The following is a 15,889-nucleotide window of genomic DNA, read 5'->3' as shown; positions in this document are numbered from 1 at the left end:
ATACAATTGTTTTAGTATAGGGAGCTAATGTTAAGGTGAGGTAAGAGAAGTCTGCGATTTGTGTAAAAGGTTAGATAAGAGATATTTTTCCAAATTGGATATGTAAGTTAGCATATAAAATGATGTTGCCACATGAAGAAAAAAGCAGACGTGAGCCTTCATATATATAGGACTGGTCGAACGGGAGAAAATACGCTAGAATCATAATTGAGAATCATTATCAATTAATTCGGGCTTTTTTACTGACAAGTCTGATCAAGATATAGGCGAGGTGAATACCCATGCGCACGCATGATGCATTAGGCGTAGTATATCAGCATTACCTGACCCAGGAACCTTACAGTCAGCAAGATGAACACACGTATCTGCTCTCTCCCAAGGCGGGCAGTGGCAATATTAAAAGAGTAACGACATACAGTGGCATTGAGATTTTATATTCCCAGGTTGAATATCATCAGCCTTATCCAACGTATTTTGCATCCGAAACGCCCATTGTGGAATTGCAATTTGCCTTGTCAGGAGAGCGAAATGTGGATATATCCGGTCAGGATTATTCATTATCGATAGGGCAAGGGGCCCTTATTTTTATGCATGATTTCGAAGCGTGGTTTCATCCTCCGGCAAGGGAACTGTATACGTCATTTTCGCTGGGGATTCCAGTTTCTCTGTTCAATTATGCTGCGGCGCAACTGGGCGGTTTCAAGTCGATTGCGTTTAATCAGGTGTTGGGACGAAAAGTGTTCAAGCCGATTGTCTTTCAACTGGATAACCGGATACGAACGATGATCGACAGTTTGATTGTGGAATTAAACAACAGCTATCGATCATCCTTAATGATGGAAGCGACAGCCTTGGAAATCTTGAATCGATTTATGATCCAATTGTTTGATCTGGCGCCAATTCCCGCGGGATTCTCCAGAGAGGACATCCGGAAGTTACATACGGCACGGGAGATTATGGAGGCTTGTATGGTAGATCCTCCATCTTTGCTAGCATTGTCCAGACAAGTAGGTCTTAACGATTTTAAATTAAAAAAAGGATTCAAGGCACTTTTCGGAAGCACCGTCTTCGAATATTTGCGTCAGGTTCGTCTCGACAACGCCATGAAGTTGTTGCGCAATCAGGATAACAACGTCACCGAGGCCGCGATTGCGGTCGGTTACAGTAATGTCAGTGCCTTTTCACAGCAATTTTATCGCAAATTCGGCGTGAAGCCCTCAGAGATGAAAAAAATTTATTAAATAAGATGAACAGAAACTTTACACGAGAACGAAGAGTGCAGAACCAGTCTGGAGAAGCGGAGCGTTCGCCTTTATCAACGGATTTCTCCCTTTAATAGAAGGGAATCACGGAAATCCGGTGATAACAGCGATCGGAAGATGGTACTGTAATCGTAGTGGTCTGGTGTAAAGTTTTAAGGGTTGATCTTATTTAAAAAATAAGATTAATAAATCCGTCTTGCCGTGAATTGTTCCGTATAGAGGCAGTGGGGATTCTCTCAGCCTTGTATACTCCAGGTACAGTGGGTACTGTACTGAAATATAGAGGAGTGTACAAACATGAATAGAATCAGAGGAAGTATTTTTTTTAGCGTATTTGCAGCCATGTTGGGTCTGATGCTGATTGCACCCATTATGCCACCACTTATTCGCGAGTTGGGCATGAAAGAAAGCCATTCCGGTCTTATTATCTCGCTTGGGTCCATTATGATGGCTGTCATGGCTCCGCTATGGGGCAGATGGAGTGATATAAGAGGAAGAAAACCAATTATATTCATTGGATTCATAGGTATGTCCGTGAGCTGTGCATTATTTGCACTGGCATTGTACGGGGGATTAAATGCATGGATCGGAGGGGGGCTCCTGTTAACCCTTCTGATTGTGACGCGCAGTCTGATCGGCATGTTCATTCCGGCAGTGCTGTCTTCTGCCCAAGCCTATATGGGTGATGTGACAGAAGGGGAAGAGCGGGGAAGTGGAATGGCGATTATCAGTGCTGCGAATGGACTGGGCCTTGTATTTGGACCTGCGATTGCAGGAGCTTTTACCCTTATCGGTCTGCTCTGGCCGCTTTATTTTGGCATTTTTATAGCGATAGCTGCGTTTATCATTGCCTTGTTGTTAATCCCGTCAGCCAAACCGGTCATTCAGGCAAAACCGCCTAAAGTCAACCCGTTCCAACGCGGTTTACGAATGTACCTTGCTGCCGGCTTGGTCACGATGATGGGTATCATGACACTACAGGTTGTCGGGGGATTTTATTTTCAGGATCAACTGGCTCTATCCTCAGCGGCGACGGCCCGAATGGTTTCGTTTGGACTCATGTTCTCTGGAGCAGCGATGTTGATCATGCAGGTCATTCAGATGAAATGGTTGAAATGGCAGCCACGCCCAATGATTTTGCTCGGGTCCCTTTTCCTGATCGCAAGTATGATCCTGTTTTTGGTCTTTAATGTGTTATCCATGTATTATTTCTCGTTTTTCCTGTTTGGCATGGGTTCGGGTCTGATGATGCCGGGGTTCATGGCAGGTGCTTCGCTGGCAGTTAGCAAAGAACAGCAGGGAGGGGCAGCGGGATTGGTAGCAGCGATTCAGGGGATATCCGCCGTCATTACGCCTTTACTTACAACGACACTTTATCAGGTGGACAAACATGTTCCATTTATGCTCGTAGCTGTTCTGGTTGTCTTGCTGGCAATCATGATGCTAGGAATGAGGAAGAATCAATCCAATACTGTAGCGGACCCCATTCATTCGTTATAGTCAGACAAAGTCAGAAGATCAAACAAGGTCAAAATAAAAGAAAAAAGGATCTATTTTAAAATAGTGAACCATGATGAAAGAAAATCGGTTTTTTTGGTCTTTTACAGACTTTGAGCCTTATTTGCAAGGGTATTATAATAATCAATGTAAGCAACACCAATAAACCAACCACATAAAAGGAGCTGATTTTCATGTTTGATCTGATTCCGTTTCGTAAAAGAAATGAAGACCCGTTCGGACACATGTTGAAATCCTTCAATGACATGGTTGAGAACTCATTCCTCTCCCCTTTTGGAACTGGCTCCCAGCCATTCCGGACCGACATTCGTGAGGAAGAAGACAAATATTCGGTAGAAGCCGAGCTTCCGGGCATCGCCAAAGAGGACATAGACATTCAGGTCCAAGGTAATGAATTGATTATTCGTGCCAAACGCAATGATATAGTGGAGCAGAAGGATGACTCCAATCGAATCATACGGCAGGAGCGCCGTTCCGGCGAGTTTATCCGGCGATTCTATGTTGATCATATTGATGAGGAGCACATTAAGGCCAAATTGGAAGAAGGTGTGCTGAAGCTCGAGATTCCAAAACGTCCTGGTGATGATCAATCTCGCAGACGCATTCAGATTGACTAAACCAGATGCAAAATGTGTAGCTGAAGAAGTTGAGCTATCCCTTTATGGTAATAGGCATGGAAGAACATCTGTAAAGATGTTTTGTCATGTTGTCCCATGAAGGGATTTTTTACATAACCGGGTTAATGGAATTGAATATGAATTGTGCTGCATAGGAATGTAGCGGAGAAGCCGGATACGGCATCCAAGTTAACACGAATCTGATCGGCTGCATTAGTGAAACTTAGCTGTAAACAAACGTTAGATGCCTCCACAGGGGAGAACATCTCTTGCTGAATATGTTCAAAATGGAAGTGCACCTGCTGTTCCCATTCCTGATCAGCATTATGCGTTAGCACAAGAGAGAGGGATTGTATATTTTGGACTGTTTCCAGCTGCACATCCGTAATTTCGTCATAATGGAAGGGAGGGAAATAGCCCAGAGTTTCGATTACATGTTGCGCTCCGAGAATGGAAGCCAAAGGAGAAAATTCACGTTCCAACCTCCGAATATCCATTAACTGTGCCTCGTACTGAGGACTTGTATAGAGCAGGAGAGAGTCTGGTTCGCATTCCACGACTGTTCCGATAAAAGCAGCCCAGTTCGCGGTACCTTCCTCACCAACGGTAACAAGCAGTTGATCTTGAGCAAGCAAGTCGATTGCCCTATTGGTATGGAATTTCACTCGAAAACCTTGTCCCTGTATCTGCCAGGGAGTCTGGGGTGCATACCAGAATGGTTCCCGCTCTACGGATCGGACGCTGACGTTTAATGTCCATGCTCTGTTCATTAGACTACCTCCAATTGCCACAAGCTGCGTGGCATCATCTCCACCTGTCTGTATTATTTCTCTGCTGCTGCTTGCATCAGGGCATAAATCTTACGTGTGGTATTCACATTTCTAACCGTCATATAAGCATAGACTTTGGAACCCACAAGCTTGTTCATGCCACTTTTGGACGCATCTTCTCTGCTGACTGAATATAAAATCGCTCCGGGAACATAGATCAGTGTACCAATTTCCGGTTTGATGGGCAGCTGGTCCAGCACGGAGGGCTCATTGATCTCATCCCAGAGGAACATCACATCACTTTTGGCTGTGTCATCATTAACCCATTCTTCTGGCAGCGCCTGAATAACGGATTGAATTTCATCCATATTCCGCACCATTACCCTGATCTGTAAGCCAAAATCGGCGGCGATGGCCTGCTCTAACACATGGGATATCTCCACATTCGCATTGGCATGTTCCTGATGATCGGCAAAAATAATATTGCCAGAATTGATGTAGGTAACGACATCCAGCATGCCTGCTTGTTCAAACGTTTCTTTCAGCTGTTTCATATTGATTTTATTGTTCCCGCCTACATTTATGCCCCGCAACAAGGCTACATAGATCATATGGACGCCCCTCCAATTCCTTCAATTCACCGTTTTAACAAAAGGACAGATACTCGAAAAGATGAGCGGTATACTCTTCTCCCAACAGATCTTGCAATAAAGGTTCCACTTGTTCCAGATACTCGGGCTTAGTTTCATAGGTTTCTTCATCTTTTACTTCTCCGGCATAGGTGCGCGCCGCCTCAATCAGGATGGCTAGTGCACTGAAAAAGTCTGACAACGAATCAGCAACACGGTTTGGTTCTCCACCTGTAAAAGCGGCATATACGGGAGAGTTTGGTGCTTCTACATCTACAATTAACGGATCATCGTTAAAGTTTGCGATGACAACGTGATTTTTTGGCCAGGTGGAGGACTCCTCATAAGGTTCATTCATGCCAATCCAGCGGAAGCCCAGTTGCTGACGAAGCAGATGTTCAGGTGCGACAAAGGAGATCAGTGCGGCATCACCGATTTCGACGGCGGCATTTTTCATTTTGAGTGTACCTTCCGCATCCGCATCCATCATCTCATAATGACTGTACAGATAATGAAGTTCTGGAGAAAGAGCTATTCGTGTATCCACTTCCGGCTGGTGATGTTGTTCGCGTGGACGCAGATCATGATTTTTGAAAAGTCCATAAGCTTCATTATATAAATCCTGCTGTTCCACCAAACGGCTCAAGGCCGCATCCAGTTGTTGCATGATGTTTGAGTCCTCCTAATAACATTGATATAATAACAGGCCGATTCGTTTGATTCTTGGCTATAAGCATTATACTATATCAAAGATAAATTCAAAAAAACATTTGAATACGTTTACATTCATGAGTGGACATGATATACTTTCACTCAAATAAGGATTGTTACTGCTTCGGGCAGGCAAAACCTGAACATCACTATGCGTGGACTTTGTTCCATTCATAATGTTGTTCGGGTTTTTTTGCATTCTACGGTCCATATTAAGGATAGAAAAACAGAGGACGTACTTATTTCCAACCCAACACTAACATCACGCTGTACAGAAGAAAGGGGAGCATTATGAACAAGAGAAAATGGTTAAACGGTTTTGCCGCAGGTTGTCTCAGTATCATCTTAGTGATTAGTGGATGCGCATCCAAAGCGCCACAAACCGCGAGTGACACACCAAATCAGGCGACAGAACAGACAGAGAATGAAACCCAGGAACCTGCAAACAACCAAGCTGCCAAAGGCAGAACAGTGATTACAACCGACGGTGAAGTGGATGATATGAATTCCGTCATTCGTTTCCTCTTATATTCGAATGAGATGGACCTTGCCGGAATTGTACTAACCAGCTCGGTGTATCATTATGCTGGAGACGAGGAAGCAGGGATCAAGCCGTTCCGCTGGACAGGCACACAGTGGGTGTACGATATGATCGATGCCTATGGCGAGATCTACCCGAACTTATCCAAACATGCGGATGGGTACCCGGAGCCGGAACAGCTTCGAGCGATGACCAAGATCGGTAATATTTCCGATAAAGGGGAGATGGAGAAGGAAACCGAAGGTTCCGAGTTCCTCGAAACTCTTTTCCTCGATGATGACTCCCGAGACCTGATTGTTCAGACATGGGGGGGCACCAATACCACAGCGAGAGCGCTAAAATCGATTGAGGAACAGTACAAAGATACGGCCGAGTGGGATACGATTCGCAAAAAAGTCAGTGACAAACTGGTCCTGTACATCATCCTCGATCAGGATGACAGCTACAACGAATACATTGCGAAGAATTGGCCGGATATCCGCATTCTCAACGACCAATCGAACTTCTGGCATTTTGCCTATGCATGGAAGATGCATGCCGAAGAAGTGAACAGTAAGCTTCATGGCGACTGGATGGTCAAGAATATTCTGAACGGACATGGCAAGCTGATGGATATGTATGCATCGATGGGTGATGGTAAAATGATCGAAGGCGAACTAGCCGAAGAACAACGGGGAAGTGCTGAGTATCTGAAGAACAATCCACAATATGACAAGTACGATTTTATATCTGAGGGTGACTCTCCTTCCTTCTTTTATCTGATTGATAATGGGCTGCGCAGTATGGAAGACCCTTCCTACGGCGGTTGGGGTGGACGCTTTGGAGTTGTGAACGACAAGCTGTTTAGAAACAATGTGCTTGATTACGATCCGTACACCAAACGCTATGAAGCCGAATACTCTCTGATGAGATGGTTTGACGATGTGCAGGATGATTTTGCAGCACGTGCAGACTGGGCAGTTGCAGACACTTACGAAGGTGCCAACCATAATCCGTCTTTAACGATTAAGGAAGGGGTGGATCTTAGTGTTAGTCCTGGGGAGGAAGTTACTCTTCACGCGGAGGGTAAAGACCCGGATGGAGATCAACTGACCTATACGTGGTGGAGATATTTCGAAGCGGACACTTATGAGGATTCCAAAGTAACACCGAACAAAGTTAAGCCTGAAATGGCGGGTGACCTGCAGCTTGGATTACATCGTGAACTTGCCAAGGATGAGCAGGTGGATACGATAAAATTGCAGGGCAGTGACACTGAAGCGGTGACATTTACCGTTCCTGACGATGCCAAATCGGGTGATACTCTTCATATCGTTGCCGAAGTACAGGATGATGGAGAGCATCAGTTGAAGCATTATCAACGTGTGATCCTAACTGTGAAATAAAGAAATAGAGGGGCTGTCCCAAAAGTCATCAACATGGCTGGTGGGACGCCCCTCTTATTTGTGTAGTCTGATCGTAATTGATCCGTTAACGCTGGATGCCTGACCAGAAGACATTCCAGGTGATTGCCAAAGCTTGTTCATAGGATTGCCGTGTCTCATACACGAGCTGTACATCCAATCCATCCATCACGGTGACAAAAGCTACGGTGGCTTCTTCCGGACTCAGGCGTATATCGGAATGTCTGGTAAATACGGCTGCCAGCTCTTCTTTCAATGTCCCGAGGTACGTTCGATACTGGGCCAGTACAAAATCATGCACCTCCAGCGGTGTGATAAAGGACAGGATATACATAAAAGCAACGTTTGGGTGAGTCAGAAAGCGATTTTTGTGTTCATGCAAAAAGGCATATAGCTGCTGATCCAGAGTTTGGGTAACAGACTCACTGAAGAATTGGCGTACAAACTGTTGTTCCTCCTCCACAACTTCCTCATATAACTCCAGCAATAACGCTTTTTTGGATGAATAATGATAAGCCAGGGATTGCTTGCGAATGCCTGCCTCTTCGGCAATCTGCGCCATCTTTGTCCCCTCGTAACCCAGACGATTAAAATGTTGAATGGCAATTTCTTTGATTCGTTTTTTACTCAATGTCTACCTCCAGTTGGCGAGCTGTATACCTCTGCTGTTTTTGGGAGTATACCAAATATAACAAGATATATACCACAAAAATGCCTATAGAGATAGCATACACCACCGTATAGGAAAATGCAGAAGCCACCACGCCCAGGATCAACGAACCACCGCCAATTCCGAGGTCAAAGAAGTTAAAGAAGGAAGCCATCGCACTTTCGTGCTCATGTTCTTCTACAAGATTCACACACCAGGTCTGAATCGCCGGGAATATAGCACCAAAACCAAAGCCGTATAACGCACCGGCGATCAGGAATTGCACATCACTCTGGGCGATAATCAGAACCAGTAGCCCCGCGATTGCAAACACGGCAGAAGGTAACAACACGGAATCTGGTCCCCATCGATCAAACATTTTCCCCGAAAACAGTCGAACGGCGAAGCTGGCGATGGCAACGATGAAGAAATACCAGGCTATATTCTCGAACCCTCTTTCGGCGGCAAATAAAGCCACAAAGGACATGATTGAACCCGCTGCAATGCCAACGAGCATAATGAGAAGGGAAGGGAAGAGTACCTTCTTTTCAATCAGTTTCACCGAAGGGACATGAGTTTGCATAGACTCGCTACTACCTTCTGTTTTCGGCTTTCTGGATACAAACACTGTCATTAGGAGAGCTAACAGCAAAATGCACATACCTCCCATAAACAGGCTCTGGTAGTCGTACCTGAACAACAGGCTTGTTCCAATCAATGGACCGATGGATATAGCGACCGTCTCCCCTACGCCGAAATACCCCATACCTTCTCCCCGGCGATCTCTTGGTATGTTTTCAGTGGCAATCGTTGCAAAATATGTCGTTGCCAAACCAAATCCGAATCCGTGGATCACTCGAAATACAAGAATCATCCAAATACCTGACGATAGGTAGTATGCGCCTGTCATTAATGCACAGATAGTGATGCCGATAATCAATAGATATTTTTTATCTATTCGAGCTGCTAAAACAGAAGTGAAGGGTCGAATCAAGATGGCAGAAAACATAAATACGCCGGTAACAAGCCCAATTTGGGAGGCTTCGCCACCAAGACTTGAGACAAACAAAGGCAAGGTGGGAAGCAACATTTCAAATGCCATAAACAATAATGCGTTGGCTAACATGATAAATAGGAATGATCTTCCCCAGAGTTGCTGAGGTGTAGAGCTATGTGTTGAAGTACTCATGGTTTTCCTCCGTAATATTGATCTCTGTCGCGCGACATGTTGAACTGATTTTACCTGACGATCGTCAGATTGTAAAGCGCGTATTCAGAGCAGGAGTTCATGATTTATTGGTGGATGAGAGAAGTTATTAATTATTTTTAATTCATATTCCAACATTTTCCGGTATACTAATCAGATAAAATGATTCAAGTGAATACTACCTCGGAGAGGTGATATGTAGTGACTGTTGATATACTTGTAAGAAATAATGTTAAGGTACTTGGCTCGGGTAGCCAAACGATTGTATTTGCTCATGGTTTTGGATGTGATCAGGATATGTGGCGTTACATTATTCCAGGTTTTATGGAGAACTACCGTGTGGTGTTGTTTGATTATGTTGGATCTGGCGAATCTCAAATTAACTATTATGATGCTATCAAATATAGCAACCTTCAAGGATACGCCCAGGATGTGCTGGAAGTTATGGAAGCGCTCGAACTAAAGGACACCATATTTGTCGGGCATTCCGTCAGTAGTATGATTGGTATGCTGGCATCAATTCAGAACCCCAAATATTTCAAAAAAATTATAATGTTAGGGCCCTCCCCACGTTACGTGAATGATCTGCCTAATTATTATGGAGGTTTCGATCGGAATGATATCGATGAATTACTTGAGATGATGCAGATGAATTTTATTGGGTGGGCGAGTTATCTGGCACCCATTGTGATGAACAATCCGGAACGGAAAGAGCTGACGGAAGAGTTGGAGAAAAGCTTCTGCTCCAGAGATCCGCATATTGCGAGACAATTTGCCGAAGTGACGTTTTTATCTGACTGTCGTATTGATCTGGAGCAGGCAACTGTGCCAACATTGATTCTTCAGTGCTCGGATGACAGCATTGCCCCGGTAGAAGTAGGGGATTATCTACACGCTCATCTGAAGAATAGCAGGTTGCAACAGATGACGGCCAAGGGACATTATCCGCATCTAAGTCAACCGGAAGAAACCATCCGAATGATTAAGGATTATTTAACGAGCGCATAAAACGCGGAAGAAAGGCAGTTATTCCATGGATATACAATTAGATCTGGCTCCCTGTGGATACTTCTCTATCTCTGATTCGGGCGTCGTACAGTCGATTAATCAAACTATGCTTACGATGCTTGGATATGAACGCGATGAGCTCATAGGGCAACATATTGAATCCACCATGTCGGTAAGCAACAAGGTGTTTTTCCATACGTATTTCTATCCCTACATCCAGTTATATGGACATGTGGACGAGATGTACTTCACGTTCCGTACCCGTGATCAGCAGGCTGTTCCTGTTCTGCTTAACGGTGTTCGTCAGACACGTAACGGGGAAAGCGTGGTAGATTGTGTCGTTGTAGTCATGCGTAAGCGAATCGAACATGAGAAGGATATTTTGCATACCAAAACGAAGCTACAGGAGCTGTATCAAGCGACGCAAGAAGCGAACAAAGAGCTTGAACGACTGCATGAGGAATATAAAATTAAAGAGCAGGCGTTAATCAAAGTGAATGATCAGTTGGAGACACTGGCCTCCACCGACTTGTTGACAGGATTGAAGAACCGCAGGTTTTTCCAGGAAAAAATGCTTGAAAGTTTAATGATGTTCCAGGAGAAACAACGTTATTTCTCCCTTCTCGTTGTGGACATTGATCATTTCAAAAGCATTAATGATACGTACGGACATCCGATCGGAGATCTGGTGCTCGGCAATCTGGCAGGGCTGCTGCAAACGGTATCGAGAAGTACGGATGTGGTTGCACGTTACGGTGGAGAGGAATTTGTTGTCATTCTTCCAGATTGTGAAGAGGAGCAGGCGATCGGTATTGCAGAACGATATCGTTCACAGGTTGCTTCAGCCGACTGGGGTGAATATAACATTACTGTGAGTATCGGTGCGGCCACTGTAGTAGAGGAAGATACGGAAAAGTCCTTGTTCCAAAGAGCGGACAACGCCCTGTATGCCTCCAAAACCGGAGGACGAAACCGGGTGACACATGCAGCTCAGATGGTAAAAAGTTAAGAATTGGATTGCAACAAATGAAAGCAAAAAGGAGCCTGTGCATGATGAGGGAGATGATCCCACATGCACAGGCTCCTTTTATTTGCGTGAAAAAGATTGACTAAGTTGAGATGGCAGACTCAGGGTTAATTTATCGCGGAGCAAGGTAACCATACGCCTTAGCCGGAGAGTTCGCCTGAGGACGAAAATCTTCGCTCGGTTCATCCATAAATGCTGGGTTCACATATATGGAATGTGCATCATTGCCAGATCCCTTGATGTAGGCGGCGATGCCGGAGTAGGCTTTATTTTTCCAAACCCACAGGGCGTCTTCCTGCTCACCTGGTGAGTAATAGACATTATGGTCAAACACATTGCCGGTATTGCTAGTATATTCGTTGTAGATCAGTACTTCCGAGCTGCCCGATACGAGAATGTTATGCATGAACGTATTGTTCTTTGTCCGTGACTGCATGAATAACTGTCCATTGCCAGCATTCAGGGTATCATTTCCCACTAGCGTATTGTACATAATCTTGCTATCCTCGGTAGCTCCTCGTTCCTCGTCATAACCTCCCATGGCAATACCCGTCAATCTGTTGGAATAAATCAGGTTATCACGCACGGTAATGTTGCTGGTCGAACGTCCGGCATGCTCTGAGGCAATCTCAATTCCGATGTCGCTCCGGTATACCCGGTTCTGGTCGATGATATGATCTTTCCCGCCATCTACATAGATGCCGCCCGCCGAGTTGGTATCATTGGGCAGGTCTGTACCGTAGGAGGGATTATTATTGGACGTAATATCGTATACTTCGTTGCCTCGTACAATGCCGTTCCGAGCCTGATCGTACGTGTCGTCCTCGGACGTACCCTCGTACCCGATCAGATCAATACCAATATTATCGGAATCATGGATGATATTGTCCTGGATGGCAAAGGTATCAACATTACCGTTAACTGCGAGTGACTCGCTTGAACCAAGTGTAAGATCATACAATTCATTATCCTTGATGATGATATGGCGTAAAGCTTGAGGGTGCTCTGTGCCATAAATGGCAATACCGTGGGCATCCCTGCCCCGCAAATCGGGACCTTCAGGAGTTGCGTAACTAGCAATCGCGTGTATGGTGTTGCCTAACAGCTGAATATGTTCACCTGCTCCGTGGACATAGATCCCGGATGGAACTTGGCCCCCAAGTGTGGTTGTAAAATTACGAATTTCGAGATTCTGAATCGTGATATAACTGGCATTTTCAATTTCAATCAACCCTTCAATGCCCCGGACAGATAAACCTTTACCATCAATGATAACCTGCTCCTGAGGATAACTTGAAAATAGGGTTGGATTAGCGGAAGAATTACCGCTCCGGGTGATTTTGACTTTCTGATGATAGACACCTTCACGCAAATAGATCGTGCTTCCTGGCGAAGCATGGTCTGCTGCGTGCTGCAACGTTTTCCAAGGAGATTGAATCGTTCCTTTATTCGAGTCGTTTCCTTGGGGTGATATGTAATGGATGACCTGGGGATCAGATTTTTGAACAGAAACGGGTTCCTTCATGGCAGATGTATGATTCTGACAACCGGATACGAGCAACATCAGAATCGGAATCATAAGTATAACTACGCGAATCAAATCGTTTCCCCCTTGAATTTAGCTTTGAAGATAGATTATAGCAGATTTGAACGGGTTAATAACCCATGATATGCTCTTATAAAATCAGCGAGGAGACTGCTCATGAATACATTAACGATAGCTGAATTAGTAGATCGGGAGAATCACGCATGGGAAGAACTCAAGGAATTCCTGAATAGCGGGCAAAATACATATGTGTATGTTCCAGCAAAACAAGAGGCTGGAGAGGATACCCTCTATCGTCTGCAAATAAGCACCAAATCCTATTTGGGGGCTGTTGCTTATGAGACAGAAGGTATTGTACTGGACCATGGCTGGATCACGTTGCTTGGTGCGGGTGGTGACAGTACATCGGGGAGTCTCACCAGTTGGAATGGTGTGAGTGAGCAACCTTGGGTAGATGTGCTGGAAGGTATGATGGTCGTTGCATATGATGCGGCAGGTGGTTTCTTTGGACTGGACACAGGTAAGTATGGCCGCACGGGACACATATATTATTTTGCACCGGATACACTTGAATGGGAATCGACAGAACTGGCATATTCAGGTTTCATCAACTGGCTGGCGAATGGTGATCTAGAGCAGTTCTATCAGACCTTTCGCTGGAAAGGTTGGCAAGAGGATATGTCTCAGCTCCAGCCAGGACAAGTATTTGCGTATTATCCACCACTTTGGACGCAGGAAGGTGACGGCGAGAGCAGCAGTAAAGCCCCAATTAGCATAATGGAGGCCTGGAAGTTTGCACTGGACGGGAAATAGTTGGCATGCTGCTGTAGGATGAATTCAGGAAAGTAACCGGTAAGTTCAAGTTCATTGAGTGATCTACTTAAAAAAAACGGCATTTCTATTCCAAACTAAAAAAGGCTCGCGCTTGGTGCGGGCCTTTTTGTTCTGAACTTTAAACATCAATTATCAATTGTCCAATGTAACAGGTTTAATGCCTGAGCGTGAAGCTCTGCTATGCCAGACGGTCAACCCGAGTGAAACAAAGCAGACGAGCAAGAGACAAGCATACACCACATGATAAGCTTGCTCGACCGAGACTCCCGGAATGCTGTGCAGCAGCAGCCCACACACGGCTACAGACACCGAACCACCGAAGAATTGGATCAGTTGTAACATCCCCATACCTGAACCTATCTGGGCTTTGGGCAGCACTCGTGACGCTTCATTATTCAGGGAAGCCATGGAGGCTGACAGTGCCGGTGAGAAAAAGAGATAACCACTGGTAATGATCAAGGCGGATTGATCAAGTCCGAGCATGAATAAGGCAAGTACCGCTGCGAGCAGGGTGTGTCCGATGATCATAAATCGCATATTGCCATAACGGTCGATCCAGCGTCCAACGAAACGGGTGCAGAATGCTGCAACAATAGCTCCAGGTGCAATCAGCAAACCAATGGCGAGCGAAGAGCGTCCATATAAATCAGCGAGCACAAGCGGCATCAAAAACAGATTTCCCAGATTCACCACCAGCACGCAGAATCCGATAAGGATTAACCGGGTGTATCCTGGCGTTCGGAATACTTGTGGATTCACAAACGGAAGACTCGCTTTCCGAATATACAGGAGGTGTGCAACAAGTGAAATAACGCCAATGGCAAACCACAACCAGGACTGCTGGGTGATCGCGACCAGAAGTGTAGTGGCGTTAATGACGGTTAATATGGCGCCAATCACATCGAACGGCTGATCTGTTTTGACGGATTCACGGGGGAGAAAATAGAGCAATACAGGCAGAGCGAGCAGGACAAGCACGGTTATGGCAAAAAGTCCGTTCCAGCCCCAGTACTCGCTAATGAGTCCGCCGACAATGGGGCCAAGTCCAAAAGCCATGGCGCTACCTGATGAGATCAGCGCGATGGCAGCTCCGCGTCGTTCCAACGGGATGTAACGACTTGCAATGACGAGACCCAGCCCGGCCATAACTCCTGCACCCGCAGATTGCAGAATACGTGTCAGTAACAGGATTGCAAAGTTATGCGCGAACAACCCCAGCAATGAAGATAACCCCAGGATCAGAAGCCCGACTGTTAACAGTTTGCGTACCGGGATACGGTCTGACAATCGGCTGTAAATCACCGTCGACAGGGCGTAACCAATCGAATAACTTGAGATGACCCAAGACCCCAGGTCCGAGGTAATCTGCAGATCATGAATAATGACTGGCAAAGAAACATTGAACATGGTGGTATTCATCACAACGATGAACAAGCAGCACGTCCAGAGTGGCATGACAATTTTATCTTTCACGGTACCATTCCTGTCTTGGGTATGAATATGAATTCGGATTGAGCTTGATGAAAATGTGATGAAAAGCAATATATAATTTTACACCCAAATTTATCATATGGCAATAATGTCATACTAATTCATTCGGATGTGATGAGCATAGAAAGATATTAATAATAAACAATAGACGGATTTCCTGAATTTAACTAAAATGATCATTGAACATACATAAGCAGATGGATCAGCGGTTAGGTAACTAGATATGTAAGTAATTAGCATGTTTAAAATGAAGGAGATTATACCCATGACTCATGCATTATTAATGTCTCATAGCGTATTTCCGACGCTTGATATGAATCGAACCGCGCAGTTTTATGAAGAAAAGATGGGCTTTCGGGTCGTCGAATATCTCGATGCCGCGGAACCTCATATCTGCCTGTATCGTGATCTTACCGAGATTATTTTAACCCAAAGCAATGGACAGAAAGTTATACCCAACAGAGAATTATATGGCTATGGATATGATGCATATTTTATTACCCAGAACCAGGAAGAGCTTCAACAGGAATTGATCAACGCAGATGTGAAAATCGTACGTGCCCTCAATCATACAGACTATAATAACAAGGAGTTTGTGATCGAGGATATCGATGGACGCTGGATCGCTTTTGGCATCAAACAAGGGTAATTAGACGCAGAAAACGGACTTATTAAT

15 protein-coding genes are annotated in these 15,889 nt (G+C 45.0%); 8 read left to right on the top strand and 7 right to left on the bottom strand.

What is annotated here, in order from left to right:
- Positions 1-281 precede the first annotated feature (281 nt).
- From MHI48_RS22510 to MHI48_RS22500, 3 genes are all read left to right on the top strand, one after another.
- Positions 282-1,241 (top strand): helix-turn-helix transcriptional regulator, encoded by a 960-nt coding sequence (locus tag MHI48_RS22510; RefSeq protein ID WP_405141821.1) that lies wholly within the window; start codon positions 282-284, stop codon positions 1,239-1,241.
- Positions 1,242-1,559: 318 nt separating this feature from the next.
- Positions 1,560-2,762, top strand: coding sequence for an MFS transporter (locus MHI48_RS22505; RefSeq protein WP_405141819.1), 1,203 nt, complete (start codon positions 1,560-1,562; stop codon positions 2,760-2,762).
- 191 nt (positions 2,763-2,953) lie between these two features.
- Positions 2,954-3,397, top strand: coding sequence for an Hsp20/alpha crystallin family protein (locus MHI48_RS22500; RefSeq protein ID WP_036617413.1), 444 nt, complete (start codon positions 2,954-2,956; stop codon positions 3,395-3,397).
- A 122-nt stretch (positions 3,398-3,519) separates the two neighbouring features.
- Here MHI48_RS22500 and MHI48_RS22495 read toward each other — a convergent pair whose 3' ends face one another.
- From MHI48_RS22495 to MHI48_RS22485, 3 genes are read right to left on the bottom strand one after another with little or no spacing between them, the layout of a single operon-like run.
- Positions 3,520-4,167, bottom strand: a complete 648-nt coding sequence (locus tag MHI48_RS22495; RefSeq protein WP_036617416.1) for an Imm50 family immunity protein — start codon at positions 4,165-4,167, stop codon at positions 3,520-3,522.
- Positions 4,168-4,220: 53 nt separating this feature from the next.
- Complete coding sequence (locus MHI48_RS22490) at positions 4,221-4,778, bottom strand: DUF1697 domain-containing protein (RefSeq protein ID WP_101315000.1); 558 nt, start codon at positions 4,776-4,778, stop codon at positions 4,221-4,223.
- A 34-nt stretch (positions 4,779-4,812) separates the two neighbouring features.
- Complete coding sequence (locus tag MHI48_RS22485) at positions 4,813-5,463, bottom strand: hypothetical protein (RefSeq protein ID WP_405141816.1); 651 nt, start codon at positions 5,461-5,463, stop codon at positions 4,813-4,815.
- Between the two features lie 335 nt (positions 5,464-5,798).
- Between MHI48_RS22485 and MHI48_RS22480 the strand changes: the two genes are divergently transcribed.
- The gene (locus tag MHI48_RS22480) at positions 5,799-7,433 is read left to right on the top strand and encodes a nucleoside hydrolase-like domain-containing protein (RefSeq protein WP_405141814.1); all 1,635 of its coding nucleotides are present in this window, start codon (positions 5,799-5,801) and stop codon (positions 7,431-7,433) included.
- An 85-nt stretch (positions 7,434-7,518) separates the two neighbouring features.
- On the opposite strand, the gene MHI48_RS22475 is transcribed toward MHI48_RS22480, so the two are convergent.
- Positions 7,519-8,082 carry a TetR/AcrR family transcriptional regulator gene (locus MHI48_RS22475; protein WP_340906292.1) on the bottom strand — a complete coding sequence of 188 codons (564 nt, stop codon included), beginning with the start codon at positions 8,080-8,082 and terminating at the stop codon, positions 7,519-7,521.
- A complete protein-coding gene (locus MHI48_RS22470; RefSeq protein ID WP_405141812.1) occupies positions 8,075-9,289 on the bottom strand; it encodes an MFS transporter in 1,215 nt (404 codons plus the stop codon). Before MHI48_RS22470 ends, MHI48_RS22475 begins: the two co-directional genes overlap by 8 nt.
- Before the next feature lie 219 nt (positions 9,290-9,508).
- Here MHI48_RS22470 and MHI48_RS22465 point away from each other — a divergent pair, with 219 nt between their 5' ends.
- Together MHI48_RS22465 and MHI48_RS22460 are read left to right on the top strand one after the other, a co-directional pair.
- On the top strand, positions 9,509-10,315 hold the full coding sequence (locus tag MHI48_RS22465) for an alpha/beta fold hydrolase (protein ID WP_036617433.1): 807 nt from the start codon (positions 9,509-9,511) through the stop codon (positions 10,313-10,315).
- Positions 10,316-10,340: 25 nt separating this feature from the next.
- Positions 10,341-11,324 carry a sensor domain-containing diguanylate cyclase gene (locus MHI48_RS22460; protein ID WP_340387061.1) on the top strand — a complete coding sequence of 328 codons (984 nt, stop codon included), beginning with the start codon at positions 10,341-10,343 and terminating at the stop codon, positions 11,322-11,324.
- 130 nt (positions 11,325-11,454) lie between these two features.
- Here MHI48_RS22460 and MHI48_RS22455 read toward each other — a convergent pair whose 3' ends face one another.
- Positions 11,455-12,942: a DUF5123 domain-containing protein gene (locus tag MHI48_RS22455; RefSeq protein ID WP_405141809.1), complete on the bottom strand. Its 1,488-nt coding sequence runs from the start codon at positions 12,940-12,942 to the stop codon at positions 11,455-11,457.
- Between the two features lie 102 nt (positions 12,943-13,044).
- Between MHI48_RS22455 and MHI48_RS22450 the strand changes: the two genes are divergently transcribed.
- A complete protein-coding gene (locus tag MHI48_RS22450) occupies positions 13,045-13,701 on the top strand; it encodes a DUF2625 domain-containing protein (RefSeq protein WP_405141807.1) in 657 nt (218 codons plus the stop codon).
- A gap of 153 nt (positions 13,702-13,854) precedes the next feature.
- Here MHI48_RS22450 and MHI48_RS22445 read toward each other — a convergent pair whose 3' ends face one another.
- On the bottom strand, positions 13,855-15,195 hold the full coding sequence (locus MHI48_RS22445) for an MFS transporter (RefSeq protein ID WP_405141805.1): 1,341 nt from the start codon (positions 15,193-15,195) through the stop codon (positions 13,855-13,857).
- Positions 15,196-15,478: 283 nt separating this feature from the next.
- Here MHI48_RS22445 and MHI48_RS22440 point away from each other — a divergent pair, with 283 nt between their 5' ends.
- Positions 15,479-15,862, top strand: coding sequence for a VOC family protein (locus MHI48_RS22440; RefSeq protein WP_192133516.1), 384 nt, complete (start codon positions 15,479-15,481; stop codon positions 15,860-15,862).
- The last annotated feature ends 27 nt before the right edge of the window (positions 15,863-15,889 follow it).

It is taken from the genome of Paenibacillus sp. FSL H7-0942 (genome assembly GCF_045040715.1).
In the GTDB taxonomy this organism is placed as follows: Bacteria; Bacillota; Bacilli; order Paenibacillales; family Paenibacillaceae; genus Paenibacillus; species Paenibacillus amylolyticus.
Note: the sequence above shows the minus strand (reverse complement) of the source record. Positions and strands in the feature narration are given on the sequence as shown.